Raw genomic sequence first — 24,522 nt, 5'->3', positions numbered from 1 at the left:
CTGGCCCGTCTCCACCCATGGCGCGCCGCCACCCCCGCGTTCGTACCCCCGTCGTCCCCGAATCCCGTTGCGGTTTCCGCGAATTCCGCTATCCGGAAGGCGCCGATCCGTCGGGACATTCGGAACGCTACCCGCGCTTTCCGGAAGATCCAGTCCCCGAACAGCCACAACGCGCAGCTTTCCCCGACCCGTCGTCCCGCGTTCACCGGGACGTCACCGCCGCCACGGGAAGCCGCCGAACCCGGCACGTGTCACCGGCGCAAGACCTTTATCCGACACCGTCCAGCGCTTCGATGTCCGGCAGCCAGTCGTGGTCCGGGTCGTACTCCAGCCAGCGGCGGCGCGCCCCGTGCTCGGCGAACGCGGCCAGCACGTCGTCCAGTTGCGGATGCGGATCGGCCTCCCGCCACAGCAGCGACCACGCGTACAACGGCGTCGGACCGGCGAGCGGCACCGCCCGGACGCCCGGCACGTCGGGCAGCGGGACGTCGGCCGGGAGCAGCGTGAAGCAGTCCGGATGGTCGCGCACGTGCTCGATGCTGTGGGCCAGGCCCAAGTTGGCGCCGGACGCGGTCCGGGCGATGCCGAAGCGGTCGGCGAACTTGCGCAGGAAGTCCAGGCGTTCCAGGGATGCCGGGCACCACATGACGCTGTCCGCGAGGTCGCTCGGGCGCAGGACGTCGGCGGCGGCCAGCGGGTGCCCGACCGCGAGCAGTACATCGACGGGTTCAAGCCGGGCCAGCCGGTGCGCGAGCCCGGTGAAGCGGCGGCCCGGGATCGGGTGTACCCGGCCGAAGCCGAGGTCGGTGTCCCCGCGCAGCAACGCGTCGGCCACACCCGGCAGGTCGCGGCCGGAGCCGGGCTCCACCGCCACGCCCGCCGGCGCGTCGACGATGTGGGCGACGGTGCGCATCGGGGCGTAGAGGTGTCCCCACACGTCGAGGCGCAGCGGGCGGGTCTCGGTGTCCCGCGCGGCGGCGACGAATTCGCCTGCCGCGGTGAGCAGCCGCGCCGCCGGCCCGGCCAGCGACTCTCCGGTCGCGGTCAAGGACACGGCGGATGCGCCCCGGTCGAACAGCACCACGCCCAGTTCGCCCTCCAGCCGGGCGATCCGCTTGGACAACGCCTGCTGGGTGATGCCGAGCACCTCCGCCGCCCGCCCGAAGTGCAGCAGTTCCGCGGTGACCGCGAACGCCCGCACGCGTGCCAGATCGAGATCCGGACCTGGATGCACACCCACCTCCACCAGTGCCGACAACCCTCGGTTGTCGACCCTAGCCGTCGGTTGTTGGACCGGCCTGGGCGCCCCGCGGTGAGCTTGGCACGTCACCGAAACAACGGCACCGAGGAGCCCCGATGCGCGCCCAGATCCCCACCGGAAGTCGCGACATTCCCGTCGAGTTCGGCACCCGTGCCCAGCCCGTGCCCGGCCCGGACGAGGTGCTGGTCAAGGTCGGCGCCTACTCGGTCAACCGCGGCGAGACGTTCCAGCTGGAGAACCCGGCGCCGGGCCTGGTGCCCGGCAAGGACATCGCGGGCCTGGTGGTGCAGGCCGCCCGGGACGGTTCCGGGCCGCCCGTCGGGCGGCGCGTCGTCGGCCACCCGCCGTCGGGCGGTTGGGCCGAGTACGCGGTGGTGCCCGCCGACGCGCTCGCGGAGATCCCCGACGGGGTGTGCGTGACGCAGGCCGCCGCGCTCCCCTTGGCCGGCCTCACCGCGCTCACCTTGCTGCGGGCCGCCGGGCCGCTGATCGGACGACGGCTGCTCATCACCGGCGCGTCCGGGGGTGTCGGGCACTACGTCACCGAACTGGCCGCGGGCGCCGGAGCGGAGGTCACCGTGGTGACCGCCGACGCGGAACGCGGGACGCGGCTGGCGGAGTTGGGTGCCGCCGCGGTCGTGCACGACGTCGCCGAGGCGGCAGGCCCGTTCGACGTGGTGATGGAGTCGACCGGCGGCACCGCCCTGCCGGTCGCGCTGGGCAAGCTCGCGCGCCGCGGAACGCTGCTGTGGTTCGGGCAGGCGAGCCGGACGCCTCCGACCGTCGACTTCTTCGACTTCTTCGCGGGCCCGGTGTCCGCGACCGTCAAGCACGTCGCCTACGCCGACCACGACGGCCCGGTCGGCCCCGATCTCGCCACTCTGGTGCGGCTCGTCGCGGAAGGGCGCCTGCACCCCGAGATCGGCCGCGTCGCCGACTGGACGCACACCGCCGAGACCCTGACCGACCTCCGCGACCGCCGCATCCGCGGCAAGGCCGTCCTCACCGTCGGCTGACCGCACCCCTTGTTCCAAGCTCCAGGAAAGGACCTGCCATGTCCCCCAAGGACGTTGTCATCCGCTATGTCGAAGCCGTCCGTACCGGCGATCTCGCGGTGATCCGCGACAGCTTCGCCGCCGACGCCACGTGGGAGTACCCGGGCGAAACGCCGTGGTCGAAGGTGTGGACCGGGCGCGACGCCATCGTCGACGACTTCCTCGGCGGCGCCGGTGCGCGGTTCGTCCCGGGGTCGATGGTGATCGCCCTGGTGAACGTCCTCGCCGACGGCGACCAGGTCGTCGCCGAGTGGACGTCCGACGCGGTCACCGTCGACGGCACGGAGTACCACAACCGCTGCCTGGGCGTGTTCGGCGTACGGGACGGGCGGATCACGTCGGTCCGCGAGTACGCGGACACGCAGCACACGGCGCGGGTGTTGTTCCCCGGGCTTGGTGGCTGAAGGAGTCGGCGGGTGACGGGGGCACCGGGCGGACTGGCGCGTGGGGGCTCGCCCGGTGCAGCCGACGATCCGCCCGGGTGCCCGAGCCACTCCTCCCGGCAGCCCCTGCCCGGCCGAATCTCCGCGCGATCCACCCCGTGCGTCCGCCGAACAGCCCCCGCCCGACCGAGCCTCAGGGCCCTTATCCGCCCGGCCAGGGAAAGCGCCCGCCGACCCAGCCGCGCCCGATCCGCTTTCCTCGGCGGCCGCCCCGGCCAGACCCACCCGACCCGCCCGACCCACCCGACCTACCCGACCTACCCGACGCACGGAGCCTGCATCCGCCATGTCCTGCTTCATCGACACCCCGGGAATCACCCCCGACTTCATCAGCCTGAACCGCTCCCGTGCCGTCGGTGCGGGTCTCGACCCCTTCGCCTACGACCGAGTCACCGCGGGAGTGCCGGATCTCCACGGCTGGCCGCACGTGCTCGCCGAGGCAGCCCGCGCTCACCTCGCCGCGGCGGTGCGTGCCGAGGCCGACGGCCTCCGGGTCACCGCTGCCGCGGAGTTCCGCATAGCCGCACGCTGGTTCCACATCGCCACCGTGCTGCCGCACCCGGACACCGACCTCCTCGCCGCGCTCGAAGCCGAGGCCGACGCTGCCGACGGCCGGGCCCTCGCGCTCGCCGAGCCGGACCGCGCCGAGCGCATCGAGGGCCCCGGGTTCGTCGGCCGGCTGCGGCGTCCGGCCGAGGTCACCACGCCGCCGGTCGTCCTCATCGCGCCCGGACTCGACTCCTCCAAGGAGGAGTTCCACGTCCTCGCGGACGCGCTGCTGGCCCGCGGGCTGGCAGTCGCCGCGTTCGACGGACCCGGACAAGGCGTCCGCGCCGCCACGAGCGCGCCCGAACCCGCCTACCACCGCGTGGTCGGCGCCGTGCTCGACCGCCTCGCGGACACGCCGGGCATCGACGTCGGCCGCGCGGCCCTGGTCGGCATGAGCCTCGGCGGCTACTACGCCGCCGAATCGGCCGCGCACGAGCCGCGGTTGCGGGCCGCCGTCGCGGTCAGCGGGCCGCACCACTTGGTGTGGGAGGAACTCCCGCCGTTCGTCACCGACACGCTCACCCGGCGCTGCGGTTCGACCGCAGCCGCCCGCGCGTTCGCCGCCGCCGTCGACCTACGCCCGCTCGCGCCGCGCATCCCCGTCCCCCTCCTCGTCGTGGAAGGCGGCACGGACGTCACCCCCGGCGTCGCCACCGCGGCCGCAACCGCCGACGCCGCCCCGCACGGCGAACTGCTGCTCGTCCCGCACGGCGACCACCTGCTCGGCAACGCCCAAGGCGATTGGCTGCCGCAGACGGCGGATTGGCTGACCTCGCGACTCGGCACCCGGCCCGCCTGACCCGTCGGCCCTGGCCCGAGAGCAGGCCAACCCGGCAGCCGGACCACCCCGCCTCAACCCGCCGACATCGAGGCCCGGTCGGTTGGCACGTGTCCGGCTTTCGCGCTCGGAGCGCCGGGCAGTCGACCGGTGCCCGGCTGCGCCCCCGGACGAGACCGGGAGTCCGTCACTGGCGGACCAGGCAGAAGGGGTGGCCGGCAGGGTCGGCGTAAACGCGCCAGGCCTGCTGTTCGGCGCCGCCGTCGAGTGCGGTCGCACCGATGGCCAGGACCTGTTCGTGGGCGCGGTCCAGGTCGGCGACGCCGAAGTCCAGGTGGAACTGCTGGGGGTGGGCGGGGTCCGGCCACCGGGGCGGCCGGTAGTCCTCGGACCGCTGGAAGGCGAGGACGAGGCCGGTGGGGGTGTGCAGCGTCGCCCACGTGTCGTCGACCGCCCAGCGCCGGTCGGGCCGGTCGACGGTCCCGCCGAGGAGCGCCCGGTAGAACGCGGCGAGGACCGCCGGGTCCGGGCAGTCCAGCACCACGCACTGCAGGTCCGCGATCATGTACAGAGCGTAGGCCGTGTCCGCCGGTCCGCATGCCCCGGACGGCGCCCTCCGCACGGCCTCGTCCGCCGCCACCTCCCCGCCCGCCGCCGTCCCCACCGCGCCCGACCGGGCGGACACGCGCGCCGCGGTGCGACATTCGGGGCCGAACATCGGCAGAATGCCCGGGTACCCCAGTGTGAAGGTGGTTCAGGTCCGTGGTGACATCCACACCCTCTGTACATCCCTCTGTCAACAAGAGGATCGCCGACGAACTCGGCGTACGCGAAGGACAGGTGCAGGCCGCCGTCGACCTGCTCGACGGCGGGGCGACGGTGCCCTTCATCGCGCGGTACCGCAAGGAGGTGACCGGAACCCTCGACGACACGCAGCTGCGCACGCTGGAAGAGCGCCTGCGCTACCTGCGCGAGCTGGAGGAGCGCCGCGCGGCGATCCTGGAGTCGATCGACGCGCAGGGCAAGCTCGACGACGCGCTGCGCGCGCAGATCATGGCGGCCGACGCGAAGGCGCGCCTGGAAGACATCTACCTGCCGTACAAGCCGAAGCGCCGCACCAAGGCGCAGATCGCGCGCGAAGCCGGCCTCGAGCCGCTCGCCGACCTGCTGCTCGGCGACCCGGGGCAGGACCCGCAGGCGAGCGCCGCGGCCTACGTCGACGCCGACAAGGGTGTCGCGGACGTCGGCGCGGCACTGGAAGGCGCGCGGTCGATCCTCGTCGAGCGGTTCTCCGAGGACGCCGACCTGGTCGGCGAGCTGCGCGAACGCATGTGGACGCGCGGTCGCCTGGTCGCCAAGGTCCGGGACGGCCGCGAGGAAGCCGGCGCGAAGTTCTCCGACTACTTCGACTTCTCCGAGCCGTTCACGCGCCTCCCGTCGCACCGCATCCTGGCGATGTTCCGCGGCGAGAAGGAGGAGATGCTCTCGCTGACGCTGGAGCCCGAGGACGGCGACACCGACCCGGCCGCGACCACCGACTACGAGCGCAGCATCGCCCACCGCTTCGGCATCGCCGACCGCGGCCGCCCCGCCGACCGGTGGCTCGCCGACTGCGTCCGCTGGGCGTGGCGCACCCGCTTCCTCGTGCACCTCGGCATCGACCTGCGCGGGCGGCTCCGCCAGGCCGCCGAGGACGAGGCGGTCCGGGTGTTCGCCGCGAACCTGCGCGACCTGCTGCTCGCCGCCCCGGCCGGGGCCCGCTCCACGATGGGCCTCGACCCGGGCCTGCGCACCGGCGTCAAGGTCGCCGTCGTCGACGCGACCGGCAAGGTCGTGGCGACCGACACGATCTACCCGCACGAGCCGCGGCGCCGCTGGGACGAGTCGATCGACACGCTGGCCAAGCTCGCCGCCGCGCACAAGGTCGAGCTGATCGCGATCGGCAACGGCACCGCGTCGCGCGAGACCGACAAGCTCGCGGGCGACCTGATCAAGCGGCACGCCGACCTCGCGCTCACCAAGGTCGTGGTGTCCGAGGCAGGCGCGTCGGTGTACTCGGCGTCCGCCTACGCCGCGCAGGAACTCCCCGGCATGGACGTGTCGCTGCGCGGCGCGGTGTCGATCGCGCGCCGGCTCCAGGACCCGCTGGCCGAGCTGGTGAAGATCGACCCGAAGTCGATCGGCGTCGGCCAGTACCAGCACGACCTGTCCGAGGTGTCGCTGTCGCGTTCGCTGGACGCAGTGGTCGAGGACTGTGTGAACGGCGTCGGCGTCGACGTCAACACGGCGTCCGCGCCGCTGCTCACCCGGGTGTCCGGCATCGGCGGCGGGCTGGCCGAGAACATCGTGCAGCACCGCGACGCGAACGGCCCGTTCAAGAACCGCAAGCAGCTCAAGGACGTGGCGCGGCTCGGCCCGAAGGCGTTCGAGCAGTGCGCGGGCTTCCTGCGGATCCCCGGCGGCGACGACCCGCTGGACACGTCGAGCGTGCACCCCGAGGCCTACCCGGTGGCGCGCCGCATCGTGGCCGCCGCGGGCGGCGACATCAGCGGCGTCATCGGCAAGGAGAACGTGCTGCGGGCTTTGCGGCCGCAGGACTTCGTGGACGACACGTTCGGCCTGCCGACGGTCACCGACATCCTCGCCGAGCTGGAGAAGCCGGGCCGCGACCCGCGTCCGGCGTTCAAGACGGCGATGTTCAAGGAAGGCGTCGAGCAGCTCACCGACCTGACGCCGGGCATGATCCTCGAGGGCGTGGTCACGAACGTGGCCGCGTTCGGCGCGTTCGTCGACGTCGGCGTGCACCAGGACGGCCTCGTGCACGTCTCGGCGATGTCGGACAGCTTCGTCAAGGACCCGCGCGACGTCGTCAAGCCCGGCGACATCGTGCGCGTGAAGGTCCTCGACGTGGACATCCCGCGCAAGCGCATCTCGCTGACCCTGCGGCTGGAGGACGAGGCCGAGCGCCGCGAAAGCCGGGACAACCGCGGCGAAGGCGGCCGCACGACGCCCGGCCCGCGCCGCCCGCAGCAGGGCGAGCGCCGCCAGGGCGGCGGCGGCAACCGGCAGCAGGGCGGGGACAACCGTCGGCAGGGCGCGGGCGGACGCCGGGACGACCGCGGCGACCGCGGCGGCAACCGGCAGGGCGGCAACGCCCCGCTCGGCGGCGGCGCGCTCGCCGACGCGCTGCGCCGGGCCGGCCTGGTCGACGGCGACGGCGGCCCGGGCCGCGGCCGCCGCTGACCGACGGCATGGCGGCATGGCGGCATAACCGCACGAACAATTGAGGCCCCCGAACCCCCGCACTCCGGCGGGTGGTTCGGGGGCCTTGTCGGCGGCCCGGGGGCGGGACGGGACGAGCTGCCCGTCCCGCCCCCGTCCTAGGCGTTTACCGGAACTCCACAACCTCGGTGGCGTGCCCGGTCGCTTGCGTGTGCGCGCGTCCGGCGACCTGTGCCGCGTGCGCCGTGCGGTACCGCTGGCGATCCCGTCCCCGGTTGGCCGAGCAGGACGAGTTGTGGCACTTCCAGCCCCAAGTACTCACGGGACACCTCCGTGTGCATCGAACGGTGTACCTCTTCCTCACTCGCGGGAGTGAGATCGAGATACCGCACACCACATCAGCGGCCGACAACTGAGTGGTGGCCGCCGCAGGCATCGGCACGTAATTCACACGGAATCGCCACGAAACCAAGAAATTCGCAATCATTTCGCGATCTTCCCCGGGGGCGGAAACGCCAAAATATCACGCTCCGCTTTCGATTGATTACGGATCGCATTCACTCGCATGTGTGTTGCGCACGGCCGGAAGATCACCCTCGGACGCGCGCACCCGCGGGGTCGTGCAGGACCCCCGCGGCGACCTCCGCCCCGCAGGTTTCGCCGAACCACTCGATCTGCGCGCGGGTGCCGGGCTTGGCCCGGTCCGCCGGAAGGTAGGCGTAGGCGATCGAGCGCCGGACGGTGTGGCCGAACCCGGCAGAGGTCACCCGCCCGACGACCGTGCCGTCCAGCAGCACCGGTTCGCTGCCGAGGCACACCGCCGTCGGATCGTCGAGGAGCAGGCAGGCCAGCTTGCGGCCGATCCCCTCGTCGCGCGCCCGCAGCAGCGCGTCGCGGCCGAGGAAGCCTCCGGGTTTGTCGCTCTCGCGCAGCTTGACGGCGAAGCCGAGGCCGGCTTCGTACGGATTGGTCTCCGGGGTCAGGTCGCTGCCCCACACCCGGTAGCCCTTTTCCAGCCGCATCGACTCGATCGCCCGGTAGCCGCCGGGCGTCACCCCGGGGCGTTCCGCGAGGGTCCGCCACAGCGCGGCGCCGTACTCGGCGGAGCAGGAGAGTTCCCAGCCGAGTTCGCCGACGAAGGTGACCCGGCTCACGCGGACCGGCACGTCTCCGACGGTGATCTCCCGGGAGGTGAGATACGGGATCGCCGCGTCGTCGATCGCGTCGGGGGTGAGCGGCCCGAGGACGGTGCGGGCGTCCGGACCCCACAGTGCGAAGCACGCGAAGGCGCCGGACACGTCCGCGATCCGCACGCTGCCGTCGCGCGGCGCATGCTTGCGCAGCCACGCCAAGTCCCGGGTGCCACACGCGGTTCCGGTGTAAACGAGGAACGCGTCGGGGGCGGTGCGGGTCACCGTCACGTCGGCTTCGATGCCGCCGCGGGCGTTGAGCATCTGCGTGTAGGTGACGTCGCCGACGGCGCGGGCGATCCGGTTGGCGCAGAGCCACTCCAGCAGGTCCGCGGCGCCGGGCCCGGTCACTTCGAGCTTGGCGAACGACGATTCGTCGAAGAGCCCGGCGGCGTTCCGGGTCGCGAGGTGCTCGGCCGCGACAGCCGGGGTGTGGTCGTGGCCGGCCCAGCCGCGGGGGCGGTGCGCTTCGGTTGCGGTGGTGGCGTTGCCCGCATAGAAGTTCACGCGCTCCCAGCCGGCCTTCTCGCCGAACACCGCGCCGCGCCCGGCGTGCCAGGCGTAGGCGGGCGATACGCGCAGCGGACGACCGGCCCGGCGTTCCGCGCCCGGGAACGGGATGTCGTAGTACGTCTCGTAGTTCTCGGCGGTGCGCTTGAGCGTGTAGCCGGGCGAGCGGTAGTGCGCGGCGAAGCGGCGGATGTCCATGTGGTGCACGTCGAGGCCGGGGTCGCCGTCGAGAATCCAGTCGGCCATGAGCCGCCCGATGCCGCCCGCGCCCGCGATGCCGTGCGCGCAGAATCCGGCGGCCACGAAGAAGCCGCCGACTTCGGTCTCGCCGAGGCAGAACTCGTTGTCGGGAGTGAACGCTTCGGGCCCGTTGATGAGCTTGCGGACGCCCGTGTCGGCCAAGGCCGGGACGCGGCGGACGGCGTTCTCGGTGATCTCCTCGAAGCGCGGCCAGTCTTCGGCGAGCAGGCGGCCGTTGAAATCCGCGGGTACGGCGTCGCGTTCGCCGTGCGCGAGGGCGAACGTCCGGCTGGTGCGCTCGTATCCGCCCATCAGCACGCCGTCGACCTCCTCGCGGAAGTAGACGAGGTTGTCGGGGTCGCGGAGCGTGGGCAGGTGGGTGCCGTCGCGCGCACGCACCGGGTCGGTGACCAGGTATTGGTGCGACATGGGCACGAGGGGGACGCGGACGCCGACCATGCGGGCGATCTCGGCGGCGTAGATGCCTCCGCAGTCGACGACGATCTCGGTCTCGACGTCGCCTTGGTCGGTGCGGACGCGGGTCACGCGCCCGTTCTCGGTGTCTATGCCGAGGACGCGGGTGTGCGTCGCGATGGCCACTCCCCCGGCGCGGGCGCCGGCGGCGAGGGCGTAGGTGAGTTGCGAGGGGTCGACGTAGCCGTCGGTCGGCAGGTAGGCGGCAGCGCGTACGCCGTCGAGGTCGGCGAGTGGGAACAGTTCCCGGACTTCGGCCGGGGATATCTCCAGCAGCGGTAGCCCCATCGTCCGGGCCCAGCCGATCTGCCGTCGTATCTCCTCCAGCCGCTCGGGCGTGCACGCCAGTCGGATGCCGCCGCACTCCACGAACCCTGGTGGCGTTTCCCCGCGTTGGAGTTCGCGGTAGAGCTCGGCGGAGTACATGTTCATCCGCGTCAGCGTCGGGTCGGCGCGCAGTTGGCCTACGAGGCCGGCCGAGTGGAACGTCGATCCGCTGGTGAGTTCGGCCCGGTCCACCACGAGCACATCGCGCTCGCCGCGTCGGGCGAGATGGTACGCGACGCTGGTGCCGCCGACTCCGCCGCCGATGACGACGACGCGTGCGCGGGAGGGGAGTTCGCGGGTCACGGCGTGCTGCCTTCCGTTCGGTGCGGGGCTTGCCGCGGGATGTCCTGCGGGGTGTCGTGCGGGGTGTCGTGCGTGGTCCAGACGACGACGCGGGTACGGTCGCCGCGGAACAGGTCGTCGGCGTGCTCGACGGGCACGCCGGCGGCGTCGTAGGCGACCCGCTCGATTGCCAACAGCGGTGTTCCGTAAGTGACTTCCAAAAGCACGGCGATCTCGTCGTCGGCCGCGACGGGCTCGATGCGTTCGACGGCGTGTGCGGGGGCGCGGCCGTAGCGGGTGCGCAGCAGGTCGTACACCGATCCGCCGAGGGCCTGTTCGGCGAGATCGGGGAACAGCGCGACGGGGAACCGGGATCGCTCCAACGCGATCGGCTCGCCGTCGGCGAGCCGGACCCGGGTGACGTGCACGGCCAGGTCCTCCGGGGCGATGCCCAGTGCGGCGGCCGCCCTCGGGTCGGCGGGTGCGAGGCTGACCGACAGGATCCGCGAACCGGCTTCCAGGCCTTGGCGGCGGATGTAGTCGGCGAGGCCGGTGAAGTGCCCCAGATCGCGCTCGACTTTGGGGGCCGCGACGAAGGTGCCACCGCCGCGGCCGGGGCGGCGTACGACGTAGCCGGAGCGTTCCAGATCGTGCAGGGCGAGGCGGAGCGTCGAACGGCTGACGCCCAACCGGTCGGCGAGTTCGCGTTCGGACGGCAGGCGGTCGCCGGGGCGGTAGCCGCCGGCCCGGATGGTGTCGGCGACACCGCGCCAAGCGCGGCCGCGCAACGAGGTGTTCTCGTCGGACATGGCGCATTGCTACCACCCGGAACCGCTTAAAGGACATACCAATTGGTGAATTGGACGGACCGAAGTTCCCTTTGACGCCCTCTTGACGCCGTTGCCCCGGACTCGCAGACTTCCGGAGCACCGCACGTCAATGCCGCGCCACCGAGCACTCCACAAGCACTCCGTGTCCGCCCCCGACTGCCCGCAATCACGTTCTGTTTCGAATGGGTTAAGGGCAACCCATTGGCCATCCGTGAGTAGCGCCGACCGCTGGGACCACGCCGTGACGGCTGCCTTCGCCGAACTCCTCGCCCGGGCCGGGCTAGACCCCGGTGCGGACGCCGACTACACCCCGCTGACCGGCGGGTTGAGCCACCGCGTGGTGCGCGTCGACGCCGGACGGCGCCGCTGGATCCTGCGGGTCTTGGACCCGGCGGTCAGCGCGGCCGGACTGGGCGTCCCCGCGCGACAGGAGATCGCCAACACGCTGGCCGCGGCGCACTCGGGCGTCGGACCCGCCGTCCTCGGCACGGTCGATGAACCTGCTGCTGTCGTGCTGGAGTTCGTGGAGGCGCGCACCCTCGATGCGGACGGCGTCGCGGATCCGGACGCGCTCGTGCGCATCGCCGCGGCCTGCCGCCGCCTCCACACGTCCACACCGCCGTTCGCGAACCGCTTCGACATCTTCCGCAAGACCGAGGAACTCCTGGCCCGTTGCCGGCGCCACGACCTGCCGGTGCCGGACGGCTACGCCGACCGCCTCGCCGACCTCGCCCGCATCGAACACGCCCTCTCCGCGGTTCCGTTGCCGCAGGCTCCGTGCCACAACGACCTGCTGCCCGCGAACCTGCTGGACGACGGGCGCAGCGTGCGGATCGTCGACTACCAGCTGTCCGGCATGAACGACCCGGCGTTCGACCTGGGCGACATCGCGGCGGAAGCGCAGCTCGCGGACGACCTGGTCGATCTGCTGACAGCCGCGTACTTCGGTGCGGAGACGAGCCCGCGCCTGCTGGCGCGCGTGCTGCTGTACCGGATCGCGTCGGACGTGGCCTGGACGCTGTGGTTCGCCGTGCACCACGGGCTGCTGGCCGGCACGGCTGCGGCACCGGCGTTCGACTACCGCGCCGAGGCCGCGGACAAGTGGGCGCGCGCCGTCCGGGCCCTCGACGCGGACGACTTCGGCACCCTCCTCGACCGGGCCGCGGGCCGGGCCGCCGCACCGTCCGCTCAAGGCGGCGTGCCGGACAGCCGAATCAGCAGGCAGGAAAGCGGCCGAAGAAGTTAGCCCCCGCGGTCGACGAAGTCTGCCGCCCGACCACAGCCAGGAGGTGCCATGGCGACCACCGTTCCCGAGGAAGCCCCGCATGTACCCGAGCCGCCCGTGGACGACGACGCGGCCCGGCTCGCGCAACTCGGGTACAAGCAGGAGCTGTCCCGGACTTGGAGCGGGTTCTCCAACTTCGCGATCTCGTTCTCGATCATCTCCATCCTGTCCGGCTGCTTCACGACGTTCGGGCAGGCGTGGAACAACGGCGGGCCGGTCGCCATCGCGTGGGGTTGGCCGATCATCTCGGTGTTCATCCTGATCATCGGGTTCTGCATGTCCGAGCTGGTGTCGGCGTATCCGACCGCGGGCGGCATCTACTGGTGGGCGGCGAAGCTCGGGAAGCCGGTGCATGGCTGGTTCACCGGCTGGCTCAACCTGGTGGGCCTGATCGCGGTGACGGCGTCGGTCGACTACGGCTGCGCGACGTTCCTCAACATCCTCATCAAGATGTACTCGCCGGGCTGGGACGGCGACCTCAACACCGTCTTCCTGCTGTTCCTCGGGATACTGGCGGCGCACGCCGTCATCAACATCTACGGCCACAAGCTGATCGCGCTGCTGCAGAACGCGTCCGTGTACTGGCACGTGTTCGGCGTGCTGGTGATCATCCTGGTGCTGTTCTTCGGCCCCGACTCACACCAGAGCGCGAAGTTCGTGTTCACCGAGCAGATCAACAACTCGGGCTTCGGCGACGGCTGGTACTGGTTCTTCATCCTGCCGCTGGGCTTCCTGCTGACCCAGTACACGATCACCGGCTTCGACGCGTGCGCCCACGTCTCCGAGGAGACCAAGGGCGCGTCGGTGTCGGCCGCCAAGGGCCTGTGGAAGTCGATCTTCTACTCGGCGATCGGCGGCTGGATCCTCCTGCTGGCGTTCCTCTTCGCCGCCAAGGACGTAGCCGCGATCAACGACGGCAGCGGCGCCATCGACGTCTTGCTGACCTCCGCGCTCAGCGCGAAACTCGCCAAGCTGGTCATCCTGATCTCCGTCGTCGGCCAGTTCCTGTGCGGCATGAGCTGCGTGACCAGCCTCTCGCGCATGGGCTACGCCTTCAGCCGCGACGGCGGCGTCCCCGGCGCCAAGCTGTGGGCCAAGGTCGACGCCAACCGCACCCCGGTCAACGCCGTCATCGGCGGCTGCGTGGTGGCCGCCCTGATCACCCTGCCCGCCCTCTACAAGAGCCCCAACGGCGCCCCGACGGCGTTCTACGCGGTCACCTCGGTCGCGGTCATCGGCCTCTACCTGGCCTTCCTGATCCCGATCTGGCTCCGCCTGCGCCAAGGCGACGCCTTCCAGACCGGCCCCTGGAACCTCGGCGCGAAGTACAAGTGGATGTGCTGGGTGGCCGTGGCGGAAATCGCCGTCATCTCGGTCTACTTCATCCTCCCGTTCTCCCCGGCCGGCATCCCCGGCCGCAGCGAGTTCGACTGGACGGCGGTGAACTACGCCCCGATCGCGGTCGGCGGCGTCCTCATCGCCATCACGGCGTGGTGGTTCGCCGGCGCCCGCAGCTGGTTCACGGGCCCGCGGAGGACCGTGGAGGAGACCGCGAAGACCGACTAGCACCAGGCGTTAGCGCCCCGGACTGCCCGAGGGGTCCGGGGCGCTTGGGCGTGCCGGACGGCCCGGCGGCCGGCGGTCTCCGGCGGTGCGGTCGGCCGGCGGAGCCGAGCCGTGCCGGTTGGCCACCCCTCGTGCCCCGGCCCGACCGAGCCCCCGGGCCCCTCCCCCCCCCTGACGTCATTCCAGGTGCAGGGCCTCCAGTTCGTCGTCGTTCAGCAGGGCCTCGATCAGGGCGGGCGAGCCGACGACCTTGGTGCCCCACAGGTCGTAGTCCGTGCACAGGAGCCAGGAACGGTCTTCGGGCCAGAGGTTGGACGGGCTGAAGTCGGCTTCGCTGTCGTCGTAGAGGGCTGCGGCGTCGCGCAGACGTCCGGTGCGGACGTGGACGTTGTCGAAGTCCTGGCAGACGAGCGGGTTGTGGAAGGCCAAGCAGCGCGTGTCCAGGCCTGCCGCGCTGTGTGTGGCGAGCACGTCGATCAGCCCCAGCCAGGTCTCGCGGTCCAGGCTGCCCTCGGCGGGCGGGATGATACCGACCGGCCAACTGCCGTTCTTCTTCACGGACGGGAAGCACCCGGGGCAGGGCAGCATTCCGTCGGAGACCACCGGATCGCCGATCCGCCTGGCGAGTTCCGCCCAACGCAGTCGGCGCCAGCCCGGGCCCGGGTGGCGGGCACGGCCGAGGCTGCCGCCGGTGGCGACGCCGATCGCGGTGAAGTCGATGTCGCCTATCATCTGCGGCCGCATCGTGCCGTCGGCCAGTGCCGCTTGCTTGCGCTCGTCGTACGACACCGTGCCGGGGCCGCGCTCGTGCTCGTACATCGCGTTGAGCACCCACGCCGCGTCGGGCATCGGCGGAGCTAGGAAGCCGGTCACACCGTCGTCGTCGCAGAGTTCCCGCAGCCACACGACGGCGTCGGGCGGGGCGAGCGGCCAGGCAGCGTCCAAGGGGCCGACGTCTTCGGACATGGACCCCATCGTGGCACCCGCCTTGATTCCCACCTCACCCGGTTGGCCGATGCCCTCTTGAAATTCTGACCGCTCGGTCTATGCTTTGACCATGCGGTCAGAAAATGCCGGTCGGCAGCTCAGCAGGACCCGTCGGGCGCGGCGTGAGGACGTCGTCGCGGCGGCGGTGGCGGTGCTGGACCGGGACGGGTTCCCCGCGGCCTCGCTGGAGGCCATCGCGGGCGAGGCCGGGACGACCAAAGGCACGGTGCTCTACCACTTCGGTTCCAAGCAGGCCGTGTACGAAGCCGTGGTGGCCGGTCTGTTCGACGCCGGCACCGCGTACATGACCGCCCGGATCCTCGCCGCCGAGGGCCACCGTGAGCGGCTGCACGTCTACATCGAATCGAACCTGCGGTTCATCGCGGAGCACGCCCGGCACGTGAGCGCCGTGCACCGGATCGTCGAGAACTCCGGGCGCCGCGTCGAGGACGACACCGCCGTACCGGGGCTGGCCGGGATCCTGACGGCCGGGCAAAAGGACGGCGTGTTCGGCGACTTCGATCCGGAGATCGTCGCGCTCGCGATCCGTGCCGTCATCGACGGCGCGTCGTTCTACTTCACCGCGAATCCCGACCTGGACATCGACCACCACATCGCCGAAGCCGTCCGGCTCTTCGACCGGGCCACCGCCAAGGAGGCAGTGTCATGACCACCACCCCGGCGATCCGCCGCCTGATCGGTACGTACGTCATGCTCAGCATGCTCACCGTCGTCGCGCTCGCCGTGCTGGCCGGTGCGGACCCCGGGCAGGCCACGCCGGAGGCCTGGGTCCGCGGCGTGATCGTCGCGGGGACGTCGATGCTGACGCTCCTGTTCGCCACCCGTGCCGCGAAGGGCGACGCGCGTGCCGCGCTGCGCCTGCGGATCATCGTCGCGGTGCTGCTCGTCGCGTTCACCGCGGTGCTGTTCTTCCTCCCGCTGCCGGCCTGGATGGTCGGCGAGCAGGCCGTGTGCGCGGTGCTGCTGCTGGCGACGGCGGTGCTGATCTTCCGCCGCCCGCAAACCCGCTGACCGCACAGACCGCACAGACCGCAGCGAACCGAGGAGCCTTGCCGATTCGGCAAGGCTCCTTGCGCGGCCCCGCGGCACCGTCCATGATCGGTTGTGCGGCGTCGCGAATCGGGCGAATCCCCCGAGGCGGCCGCACGACCCGGAGGTGACGCAGTGCCCGCGGAGATCCAGCACCGGTCGGTCCCGACCCCGGCCGGCCACGTCCACGTCGCGGAACAGGGCACCGGGCCGCTGGTCCTCCTGGTGCACGGCTTCCCGGAGTCCTGGTACTCGTGGCGGCGCCAGCTTCCGGCACTGGCCGCGGCCGGGTACCGCGCGGCCGCCGTCGACGTCCGCGGCTACGGCAACTCCTCGGTCCCCACCGCCCCCGAGGCCTACCGCATGGTCGAACTCGTCGAGGACAACGTCGCCGTCGTCCGCGCGCTCGGCGCCGAATCGGCGGTGGTCGTCGGCCACGACTGGGGTGCGGGCATCGCCGCGAACTCCGCGCTGCTCCGGCCCGAGGTCTTCCGCGCCGTCGGCATGCTCAGCGTCCCGTACACGCCGCGCGGCGGGCCCCGGCCGAGCGACGTCTTCGCCGGCATGGGCGGCGACGAGGAGTTCTACGTCTCCTACTTCCAGGAGCCGGGCCGCGCCGAGGCGGAGATCGAACCCGACGTCCGCGGCTGGCTCGCGGGCTTCTACGCCGCCCTGTCCGCCGACACGATGCCCGGCGCCGACGCCCCCGACCCCCACTTCGTCACCCGGGGCGGCACGCTCCGCGAGCGTTTCCCCGCCGACGTCCTGCCGGGCTGGCTCTCCGAAGCCGATCTGGACTTCTATGCCGCGGAGTTCGCCCGCACCGGCGTCACCGGAGCGCTCAACCGCTACCGCAGCATGGACCGCGACTGGGCCGATCTCGCGGTCGTCGACGGCGCCCCGATCACCCAGCCTTCGCTGTTCGCCGGGGGTCGCCTGGACGCCTCCACCATGTGGCTCGCCGACGCCATCGACGCGTACCCGAAGACCCTGCCCGGCCTCATGGGCTGCCACCTGCTCGACGGCTGCGGACACTGGATCCAGCAGGAACGCCCGGACGAGGTCAATCGCCTGCTGATCGACTGGCTCGGCGCACTGCCGGAAAGCGGACTGCCCGCATGAACCGACCGCCCCGTCAGTCCGCCCACGCGCCGTCGCGCATCACCCACCGGCCGGCGAGTTCCGGTACACCGCGCCACACCTGGATGCTCCGCGGCTGCACACGGAAGTACCCGTAGGCGTCGCCCTCGGCACGCGGGTCCCACGCCCAGTCCGCCGCGATGGCGTCGGCGACGGCCGTCGGAACGTCGCGGACCGTGAACGTCTCCACGGTGCCGTCGACGAGCACGACGTCCCAGGGGTCGCCCAGCGACACCCGGGCGCGGGGCACGGCACGCAGGTTGCGGCCGGTCGGGTTGGTCGACCGGGTGGACAGCCACAGCGCCGTCCCGTCCCAGTGGAACCACAGCGGCACGAGGTACGGCTCGGCGTCCGGGCTGCTGGTCGACACCCAGGCTTCCCGCTCGCGCGCCAGGCGCGCCAGGAGGTCGTGCTTGCGCTGCCGGGTGTCGCGGGGCGGGACATCCATACCGGCCAACGGTAGCTATCCCGCCGCCGCCCGCGCCGTCGCCAGGAGTTCCGGCAGTGTTCCGGTGAAGTCCGGGAACAGGTGCAGCGCCACGGTCCACGCGTCCGGGTTGGTGCCCAGGTGTTCGTCGACCAGCGCCTGTGCGGCCTCGCACGGTTCGGCCCAGCGTCCGCGGCGGCGATTCTGGTACCGCCGGTCGAAGGCGACCACGTTCAGGTAGCGCGCCGGCTGCGGCGCGTGACGGAGCAGGTCCTCCGGGGTCAGGCCGCGGAGCAGGAGGTGCTCGCGCCAGTCGGCGGAGCGCAGTTCGCCGTTGCGGGCTCCCCAGCGCAGTGCGGCGTACGCGAACTCGGTCGGGAGTTCCCGGCGGTCGACGAGCGCGTCGACGACGTCACGGTCGAGCGTGTCGGCGTCCGCCGCGGCGACCGCGGCGTCCCACGGCACGTCGCGGCCTTCGCCGATGAGCTTGCGGAGGCGTTCGTAGGCGTACCCGGACTTCTTGCGGAGCCGCTTCAGGAACTCCTCCGGCGCGTCGTCCGCCGCCATGCGGGCGCGCAGCCGGTCGATGCCGTCGGGCTGGGCGAGTGCCGCTTCGACGGCCTTCACGGTGCTCGCCGGGAAACGGTCCATGTCGAGGATCTCGCGGACGCCTTCCGGCCCGTTCCGCTCCCATACCGCGACGAGAAGGCGCATCCGGCCGCCTTCGGTGGCGAGCCGCAGCCGCCCGGCGATCACCCGGGCGACGCCGAGGTCGCCGGAGGTCAGGCCGGCCGTGACCCGGTCGCGGTAGTGGCCGAGGTTGACTTCGCCCAGGACGTCGAGGAGTTCCTGGGGCACCGGGCCGCGGCTGCCGTCGGTGCGGATCCCGGCGAGCATGCGGACGCGGTCGGCGTCCGTCAGTGGCGCATGGGCGAACAGCGAGGCGTCGGTGGCCGGGTCGTCGTGGGCCATCAGCCATTCGACGCGGTCGCGCTCCAGCGCGTGCGCGGCGTATCCGGCCAGGGCGACCGAGCCGTGGGCGGCGACGAGCGCGTCGCGCACCGTGTCCGACGGTTCGCGGTAGACGAGGATGTGCTGGACGCTCCGCGCGTCGAGGTACGGCGCGAGCGCGACGGTGACCTCGTCCGGCATGGCGCGCAGGATGCCCAGGAAGGTCTCGCGGGTATTCTCCGGCGGCGTCGCCGGCATCGCGGCGGGGAGCGGGCGCGGGAACTTGGTCGCGCGCTTGCCCGCGCCGGACGCGACCTCGTCGACGAGCGCCGCGATCGTTCCCTCGAAACGCGGCAGCCGCGAGTACAGCGTCAGCCAGTTCACCGGGTCGTTGCCCAGCGGCGCGAGGGCCTTCGCCAGCGCGGTACCGACCTCTTCGGCGTCGTACGGCAGTGCCCCGGCGATGCGGCCCGCCGGCGCGGCTTCGGTCAGCAGCCGGTCCAGGGGCAGCCAGCCCGCGGTGACGCCGCGACGGACCACGTCGCGGAAGTGGTAGTTCCAGTCGGCCAGTTTGCTGTTGTCGACGATGTCGAACGGCAGCCTTGCGGCGTACTCCACGGTGCTGACGAGGTTTGCGGACAGCGCGGCCTCGACGAGGTCGTCGGGGCAGTCCGGCCAGCGGGTGAGCGACGGGAGGCTGTCCCGGTCGAACGGACGGCGTTCGTGTTCCCGGCGGACCAGGTCCCAGTCGAGCGGCGGCAGTTCCGCGTCCAGCGACGGCTTGCCGTCGTGTCGGCGGACCGCCGCGATGGCGCGGACCGCGGCGGCGTCGATCCATTCCTCCGGCGGCCGGAGGTCGGCGAGGTAGGCGGACGGCGACGGGGCGTCGGCAGCGGCCATCACCAGGTCGTTGAGTCCCGTGTGCACCAGGTCGCGGAGCGCGAGGCGGCGCAGCATTTCGCGGTCGCCGCGGTCCGCGACGGCGACGCAGAGGTCGATCGCGACGGCGTACGGCAGTTCCTTGCAGAGGTCGGACGCCACGTCGAACACGAGCTTGGGGAACGGCCAAGCGGCGGCGGCGAGCGGGTCGGCGGCCGCGTGCGCGCGAAGTCTGTGGACGAAGCCACGTTCGACGTGCCAGGCCGGGTCTTCGGGGTCGGTGATGTGGGTGCGTATCTCCCGCAGAAGGTCCTCGGGTATGCCGCCTCGCCGGTCGAGGAGTGCCAGGGCGACCCGCGGGTCGCCGAGACGCGCGGCGCGCAGCATGAGGTCGTCTTCGAGCGGGCCGCCCTCGGCGAGGTAACCCGCGGCGTCGAAGTCTCCGTCCGCGAGGATCTTCGCGATGGCCTGCTCGGGGAGCTTCGCGTACTCGGTCACCGTCGTGGTCATCTGCGTGCGGAAGCGCTCGACGAGCGCGGCGCGGACGTCGGGACCGGCGAGCCTCAGGGCGGTGACGAGTTCATGCACGGGAGGTGATCCTCGGCCTTCGCGTTTCGGGGACTCCGCATTCGAACGCCCGGAGCGCCGAACGGGTCAGATCCTGGCACAACACGAGGACACCCGGGCGGGTGCGATCGGCGTGCGAACAGGCGGGGTACGCGCCCACGCCGGGCGACCTACTGGTGCCACACCACCGCAAGTGTCTTGCTCACGATCCCGATGACCGCGAATACCACGGCTCGTGTCAGGTAGCCCGCCGCCGCCAACGCGACAACTCCGGTGCCGAACCATCCCAGCTCGAACACCACGCGCGCGGCGCCGTGCAGCTTGTGGGACGCGGTAGGCGCCCCGAACATCCCCCACAGCACGATCAGCACCGCGGGCCCTCCGAGGCCGAGCAGCAAGCGCCATATCAGCTGCGGCCGGAAGGTGAATCCCCACAACCCGGCGGCGGCCAGGACCGCCAGTTCCATCAGGAAGATCACCCCGAGGTTGATCCCCTTGATCACGCCCATAGCCCCTCCGGATCCCCGCCCCTGCATGATCACCGACGTCGACGAGCGGAGCCTAGGGCTCCGCCCGCCGACGCACGCGGGGTGGGTGGGTCATCTCCGGTGCGGCGTCAGTCTTCGCGGCGCCGCGGACCCGGCGTCCGCGGCGCGGGCGTGGGATCCGCCGGAATCGGCATCGCACGGGGCGCCGACGGCGGTTGGCCGCCGTCCGACAGCCACTTCGGGGAGCGCAGCGCGGGCGCCTCGCCGCCCCGGCCGCCGCCGTCCCCGCCGTGCGCCGCAATGCCGCCCGTGACACCGCCGGCCGTTCCGCCACCGCCGCCCCCGGGGCCCACGGTCCCGGTCGACGCCGCGGCCGCCGGAGCGGTGCCCGCGCGGCCCGCGTGGACGCCCATGCCGGCCCGCACGTACGACGCGGGCCCCCCGGTCAGTGCCGTCTTCGTGCTGCTCTGCATCTGCATACGTCCGGCCCGCAAGGCCGAGACGTCGTCGCCGAGGGCGGGCACGAACCGGTACACCATGACCGACGCGAAGATCGCCAGGAACATGATCGCCAGGCCGGTCAGCACGCCCGCAAGGGCGTCGCCGCCCGAACCGCCGCCCGCACTGGCCGCCATCGCCAGCCCGAGCACGATCACGATGATCGGCTTGGCGAGCAGGATCGCCACCATCATCCCGGCCCAACGGCGCACATGGCCCCACAGGTCGCGGTCGACGATGCCCGCATAGACGACGGTGCCGAGGATCGCCCCGACGTAGAGCAGCGCGGCGCGTACCAGTAGTTCGATCCACAGGATCATCGCGGCGAGGATCGCGAACATCGACACGAAGATCAGCGTGACCGGCCCGCCGCCCAGCGAGTTGGGGTCCAGGCCCTTGGAAAAGCCGTCCAAGAACTGGTCGGTGTCCTGTTTGGTGCCGCTCGCAATGGCGGCCGTGATGGAGTCCACCATCGATACCGACAGATGCAAGGCCAGCGGGGTGAAGGCCGACGCCATCACAGCCAGCCACAGGTAGCCCACCGCTTCGCCGATCGCCGTGCCCAGCGGAATGCCGCGCACTGCACGCTTGGTGACCGCCACCATCCACACAATCAGGGTCATGAAGGCCGACGCCGCGAACACGACGGCGTACTGCTTCACGAAGTTCGGATTGGTGAAGTCGACCCCCGTGGTGGCGTTGATGGCCTTGGCGAGCTTGCCGATGAACCACACGGCGGCTTCGGCGGTGGCCTTGGCGATCGAGCCGAGCGGGTCGGAGGCGAACCCGAGGGGGTTGGCGCCGTTCTGCTGGTTGCACTGCTCGCGGGCGGGACTGGGCAATTGGTCGCAGAAGTTCGTACCGCCGCCACCGCCGCCGGCACCGGGCGAGGTGGTGCCGCCGGGCGTGGGAGTCCCCGACGAACTCCCGCTCGGCGATGGCGTGGGCGACGGCGTGTCCGCCGCGGCCAGTCCGGTGCCGAGGATCAGCGCCGCCACCACGCCAAGGAGCAGCACGGCGACCCGGCTGAGCCTCGCGTGCGGTCGGTCGGTCATGCGAACTCCTGCGTCGGTGTGGCACGTTCGTGGATCATGGTGACGTCGTCGAGCGCTCGGCGGAAGTGCGGGGCCGCGAGGGCACTTCCGTCGTCCGTTTGTCCGACCCGGTTCACCGTACGGCCATGCAGCCGTGCGTTTTGCCGGCACCGATGGATCGGCGGCCCGGGGCCGCTTCCGCGTGCCGGACGAGCGTGCCGAATCCGCGCGATGCGACCCCGGAGAGACGCCGTGAGGAGCTGCCCGGCAAGCGGGTTTCCTCCCGCGCGTTCCCGCGTTTCTCCCGTCGGCGGCACGGCTAGGGCACCGCGCGCGGGTCGAGCTTGACGTCGTCCGGCCCGACTTTTCCGGTGACGGACAGCGGGTCCGGGGTATGGGGAGCGGTATGGGTATCCGAGTCCGCGGGCGCCTGCGCGTCGGCCGTGTGCGCGCCGCCCGCCCCGGTCGGCACCGTGGCGGCATCGGGGCCGCCGCCGGTGTCGAGGTCCGCCGTTTCGCCGGCCGCGGGAGCGACGGAGGGCTTGGCCGCCGTCGGCCTGGCGGTGTCGGCCTCCCCGTCGCCGGTAGGCACGACGCCGGACGGCCCGTCGTCGGACTTCCCGTCGTCGGCCTTCGCAGTGCTCTGGCCGGTGGACACGGGCTCGTCGACGGACGCAGTGCCGCCGCCGGCGGATTCCGGGTCCGGGGTTTCGGCGCCGCGCGCCTGTACCTCCCCGGATCCCGCGGTGGGCTCCACAAGGCCGGACACCGGTTCGTCCGCCGTAACCGATGGCGCGTCCGCTGGTTCGGCCTGCGGCTTCTCCTCCACCGCCGCTGGCGCCGCCGCCTGCGTGCCTGGCTGCTGCTCCGGGGTGGACACCCCGGCGCCGCGTGCCGGCGGCTGAGCGGGCGTTGAGGGGTCTTCCGGCCGGGTCTCCGCGGCCGGAAGCACGTCGACGACGGGTTCGGCGGCCTCGGGAAGGTCGGCCGGGAGGACGGCCGGGACCAGCGCGGGCACCGTGGTGCGGGTCGGACTCGTCGGCTTTTCCGCAACCGGTTTGGTGCCTGTTTTCGTGCTCGACGTGCCGGACGGCTTCGCCGGGGCCACGGCCACCACCGGGAGGGCCTTCTGCGGGGGCGTGGACGGCTTCGCGGGCGTTCCCGGGGTACCCGGCTTGGTCTTGCCCGCAGGCGGCTCCTGCTCGTCGTCCACGCGCGGCACCGCGGGGTTGGCCGGGACCGTGCCCGGATCCGCGGGACGCGGCGCGGGCGGCAGTTCGGGCACGTCCGGGACGGATGGCCCCAGCGGCAGATGCCCTCCATTGCGCCCCGCGTCGCCTTGCCGGAACACCGCGCTGTCGACCGCGGCGGGCGGAAACTCCTGGGCGGGCGCGGGCAGCGGGAGATCGTCGGCGGCCATCGGGCCGAAGGCGGTCGGACGCCGCGTGGGTGCGTAGTCGGCTTGCGTGACCGTTCCCGGAGCCGCCGGTCCGGCCCCCGAGGCCGCGGCCGGGAAATCCGCGGCCGGGGCGGGGAGGGGTTGGTCGGCGGGGGCGGTGGGGCCCAGGGCGGTGCGGGGTGAGGCCGCGGGGACTGAGCCTGGTGCGGTGCCCGGGGAGAAGGTGCCGAGGCCGGGGATTCCGGGGCCGGTGTCGGCAACTCCGGTGTTGCCAGGGCCCGTCTTGCCGGGGACGGCATCAACCGGCGTGCCGTTGCCCGGTTGCGCGGTGCCCGGTTGTGTGTTGCCTGGTTGTGTGTTGCCCGGCTGGGTGGTGCCTTGCGGGGTGGTCCCGGGGGGCGACGGTGTCGCGGGACGGTCGTTGCCGCCCGCTTCGCCGTTCCCCGGAAGGGGTGCGGTGCTTCCGCCGCCGGCCGGGGTTGCGCCGGATCCGTCGCCGGGGTTCGGTGCGCCACCGGACGGGGCGGTAGGCCCGGAGGACGGAACTTCGGACGTTCCGGCCGGCGGCTTCGGGCCGGAACCCGGCCCGTCCGGCTCCGGAGCGTTCTTCCCGTTCCCCGCCGCGGGCAGCGACGGCACGTCGGGCACCACCGGCCCACGCCCCGGCGTACCGCCCGAAGATCCGTCGGACGAGCCGGGTGTGCCCGGCTCGCGTCCCACTTCCGACGACGCGCCGCCCGGCAGTTCGGCGCCGTGCGCCGCCGCGGCCGAGGAGAACGCGGCGACGGTCAGGGACACCGAGACGGCCGCGGTCATCACCTTGCGTCGCAGCCCGTGGTTCATACGGCCACCTCCTCCGAGGGGTCCTTCGCCGGCCATCGGCCTGACACTCCGTCAACATACGTGACGGAAAACGGCATTCCGTCTGCCTCCGGACGAAATGCCAAGCAGCCGCGCGACCGAGCGGGTCCGTGCGGCACCGACTCCGCCATCCCACCCTGCGCTAAAGCCGCTTCGCGGCCGCCGTCCGCCGTTCCCGTGCCCATCTCGGCCCCCCTTGTCGTGCGTTTCCCCCACCGAGGCTTCCCGG

At 72.4% G+C, this 24,522-nt stretch carries 19 protein-coding genes; 9 read left to right on the top strand and 10 right to left on the bottom strand.

All coding sequences use genetic code 11. The features are described 5' to 3' along the window. Nucleotides 1–268 precede the first annotated feature (268 nt). Complete coding sequence (locus ACPA54_RS21340) at nt 269–1,234, bottom strand: LysR family transcriptional regulator (RefSeq protein ID WP_423532096.1); 966 nt, start codon at nt 1,232–1,234, stop codon at nt 269–271. A gap of 122 nt (nt 1,235–1,356) precedes the next feature. Here ACPA54_RS21340 and ACPA54_RS21335 point away from each other — a divergent pair, with 122 nt between their 5' ends. The 3 genes from ACPA54_RS21335 to ACPA54_RS21325 all read left to right on the top strand — a co-directional run bounded on the left by ACPA54_RS21335 (nt 1,357) and on the right by ACPA54_RS21325 (nt 4,107). After that, the gene (locus tag ACPA54_RS21335) at nt 1,357–2,277 is read left to right on the top strand and encodes a zinc-binding dehydrogenase (RefSeq protein ID WP_423532094.1); all 921 of its coding nucleotides are present in this window, start codon (nt 1,357–1,359) and stop codon (nt 2,275–2,277) included. Between the two features lie 38 nt (nt 2,278–2,315). Continuing rightward, nucleotides 2,316–2,720, top strand: a complete 405-nt coding sequence (locus ACPA54_RS21330) for a nuclear transport factor 2 family protein (RefSeq protein WP_423532092.1) — start codon at nt 2,316–2,318, stop codon at nt 2,718–2,720. Between the two features lie 325 nt (nt 2,721–3,045). Then, nucleotides 3,046–4,107 carry an alpha/beta hydrolase family protein gene (locus ACPA54_RS21325; RefSeq protein WP_423532090.1) on the top strand — a complete coding sequence of 354 codons (1,062 nt, stop codon included), beginning with the start codon at nt 3,046–3,048 and terminating at the stop codon, nt 4,105–4,107. A 166-nt stretch (nt 4,108–4,273) separates the two neighbouring features. Here ACPA54_RS21325 and ACPA54_RS21320 read toward each other — a convergent pair whose 3' ends face one another. Then, complete coding sequence (locus tag ACPA54_RS21320) at nt 4,274–4,651, bottom strand: VOC family protein (RefSeq protein ID WP_423532088.1); 378 nt, start codon at nt 4,649–4,651, stop codon at nt 4,274–4,276. Nucleotides 4,652–4,848: 197 nt separating this feature from the next. On the opposite strand from ACPA54_RS21320, the gene ACPA54_RS21315 reads away from it, so the two are divergent. Continuing rightward, complete coding sequence (locus tag ACPA54_RS21315; RefSeq protein ID WP_423532086.1) at nt 4,849–7,329, top strand: Tex family protein; 2,481 nt, start codon at nt 4,849–4,851, stop codon at nt 7,327–7,329. Nucleotides 7,330–7,898: 569 nt separating this feature from the next. On the opposite strand, the gene ACPA54_RS21310 is transcribed toward ACPA54_RS21315, so the two are convergent. Next, nucleotides 7,899–10,352 (bottom strand): GcvT family protein, encoded by a 2,454-nt coding sequence (locus ACPA54_RS21310; RefSeq protein WP_423532084.1) that lies wholly within the window; start codon nt 10,350–10,352, stop codon nt 7,899–7,901. Beyond that, a complete protein-coding gene (locus tag ACPA54_RS21305) occupies nt 10,349–11,140 on the bottom strand; it encodes a GntR family transcriptional regulator (protein ID WP_423532082.1) in 792 nt (263 codons plus the stop codon). Before ACPA54_RS21305 ends, ACPA54_RS21310 begins: the two co-directional genes overlap by 4 nt. A gap of 232 nt (nt 11,141–11,372) precedes the next feature. On the opposite strand from ACPA54_RS21305, the gene ACPA54_RS21300 reads away from it, so the two are divergent. Together ACPA54_RS21300 and ACPA54_RS21295 are read left to right on the top strand one after the other, a co-directional pair. Continuing rightward, entirely contained in the window at nt 11,373–12,407 is a 1,035-nt protein-coding gene (locus ACPA54_RS21300) for a phosphotransferase (RefSeq protein ID WP_423532080.1), read from the top strand. Between the two features lie 48 nt (nt 12,408–12,455). Then, nucleotides 12,456–14,012: an amino acid permease gene (locus tag ACPA54_RS21295; RefSeq protein WP_423532078.1), complete on the top strand. Its 1,557-nt coding sequence runs from the start codon at nt 12,456–12,458 to the stop codon at nt 14,010–14,012. 177 nt (nt 14,013–14,189) lie between these two features. Here the strand turns inward: ACPA54_RS21295 and ACPA54_RS21290 are convergent, their stop codons facing one another. Next, nucleotides 14,190–14,978: a hypothetical protein gene (locus tag ACPA54_RS21290; protein WP_423532076.1), complete on the bottom strand. Its 789-nt coding sequence runs from the start codon at nt 14,976–14,978 to the stop codon at nt 14,190–14,192. Nucleotides 14,979–15,069: 91 nt separating this feature from the next. On the opposite strand from ACPA54_RS21290, the gene ACPA54_RS21285 reads away from it, so the two are divergent. The 3 genes from ACPA54_RS21285 (at nt 15,070) to ACPA54_RS21275 (ending at nt 17,171) form a co-directional block, all read left to right on the top strand. Continuing rightward, nucleotides 15,070–15,669 carry a TetR/AcrR family transcriptional regulator gene (locus ACPA54_RS21285; RefSeq protein WP_423532074.1) on the top strand — a complete coding sequence of 200 codons (600 nt, stop codon included), beginning with the start codon at nt 15,070–15,072 and terminating at the stop codon, nt 15,667–15,669. Next, nucleotides 15,666–16,031, top strand: a complete 366-nt coding sequence (locus ACPA54_RS21280) for a hypothetical protein (protein ID WP_423532072.1) — start codon at nt 15,666–15,668, stop codon at nt 16,029–16,031. The genes ACPA54_RS21285 and ACPA54_RS21280 overlap by 4 nt, the downstream gene beginning before the upstream one ends. A 153-nt stretch (nt 16,032–16,184) precedes the next feature. Beyond that, nucleotides 16,185–17,171, top strand: a complete 987-nt coding sequence (locus tag ACPA54_RS21275) for an alpha/beta hydrolase (protein ID WP_423532070.1) — start codon at nt 16,185–16,187, stop codon at nt 17,169–17,171. A 13-nt stretch (nt 17,172–17,184) separates the two neighbouring features. Here the strand turns inward: ACPA54_RS21275 and ACPA54_RS21270 are convergent, their stop codons facing one another. From ACPA54_RS21270 to ACPA54_RS21250, 5 genes are all read right to left on the bottom strand, one after another. Then, nucleotides 17,185–17,637: a pyridoxamine 5'-phosphate oxidase family protein gene (locus ACPA54_RS21270; protein WP_423532068.1), complete on the bottom strand. Its 453-nt coding sequence runs from the start codon at nt 17,635–17,637 to the stop codon at nt 17,185–17,187. A 15-nt stretch (nt 17,638–17,652) separates the two neighbouring features. Further along, nucleotides 17,653–20,034 (bottom strand): hypothetical protein, encoded by a 2,382-nt coding sequence (locus ACPA54_RS21265; protein WP_423532066.1) that lies wholly within the window; start codon nt 20,032–20,034, stop codon nt 17,653–17,655. A gap of 149 nt (nt 20,035–20,183) precedes the next feature. Then, nucleotides 20,184–20,522: a YrdB family protein gene (locus ACPA54_RS21260; protein WP_423532064.1), complete on the bottom strand. Its 339-nt coding sequence runs from the start codon at nt 20,520–20,522 to the stop codon at nt 20,184–20,186. Nucleotides 20,523–20,629: 107 nt separating this feature from the next. Next, nucleotides 20,630–22,054, bottom strand: coding sequence for a hypothetical protein (locus ACPA54_RS21255; RefSeq protein ID WP_423532062.1), 1,425 nt, complete (start codon nt 22,052–22,054; stop codon nt 20,630–20,632). Between the two features lie 298 nt (nt 22,055–22,352). Then, complete coding sequence (locus tag ACPA54_RS21250; protein WP_423532061.1) at nt 22,353–24,275, bottom strand: hypothetical protein; 1,923 nt, start codon at nt 24,273–24,275, stop codon at nt 22,353–22,355. Nucleotides 24,276–24,522 lie beyond the last annotated feature (247 nt).

Source organism: Uniformispora flossi, from assembly GCF_049534875.1.
GTDB lineage: Bacteria > Actinomycetota > Actinomycetes > Streptomycetales > Streptomycetaceae > Yinghuangia > Yinghuangia aomiensis.
This window is presented reverse-complemented; position numbering and strand designations above follow the sequence as displayed.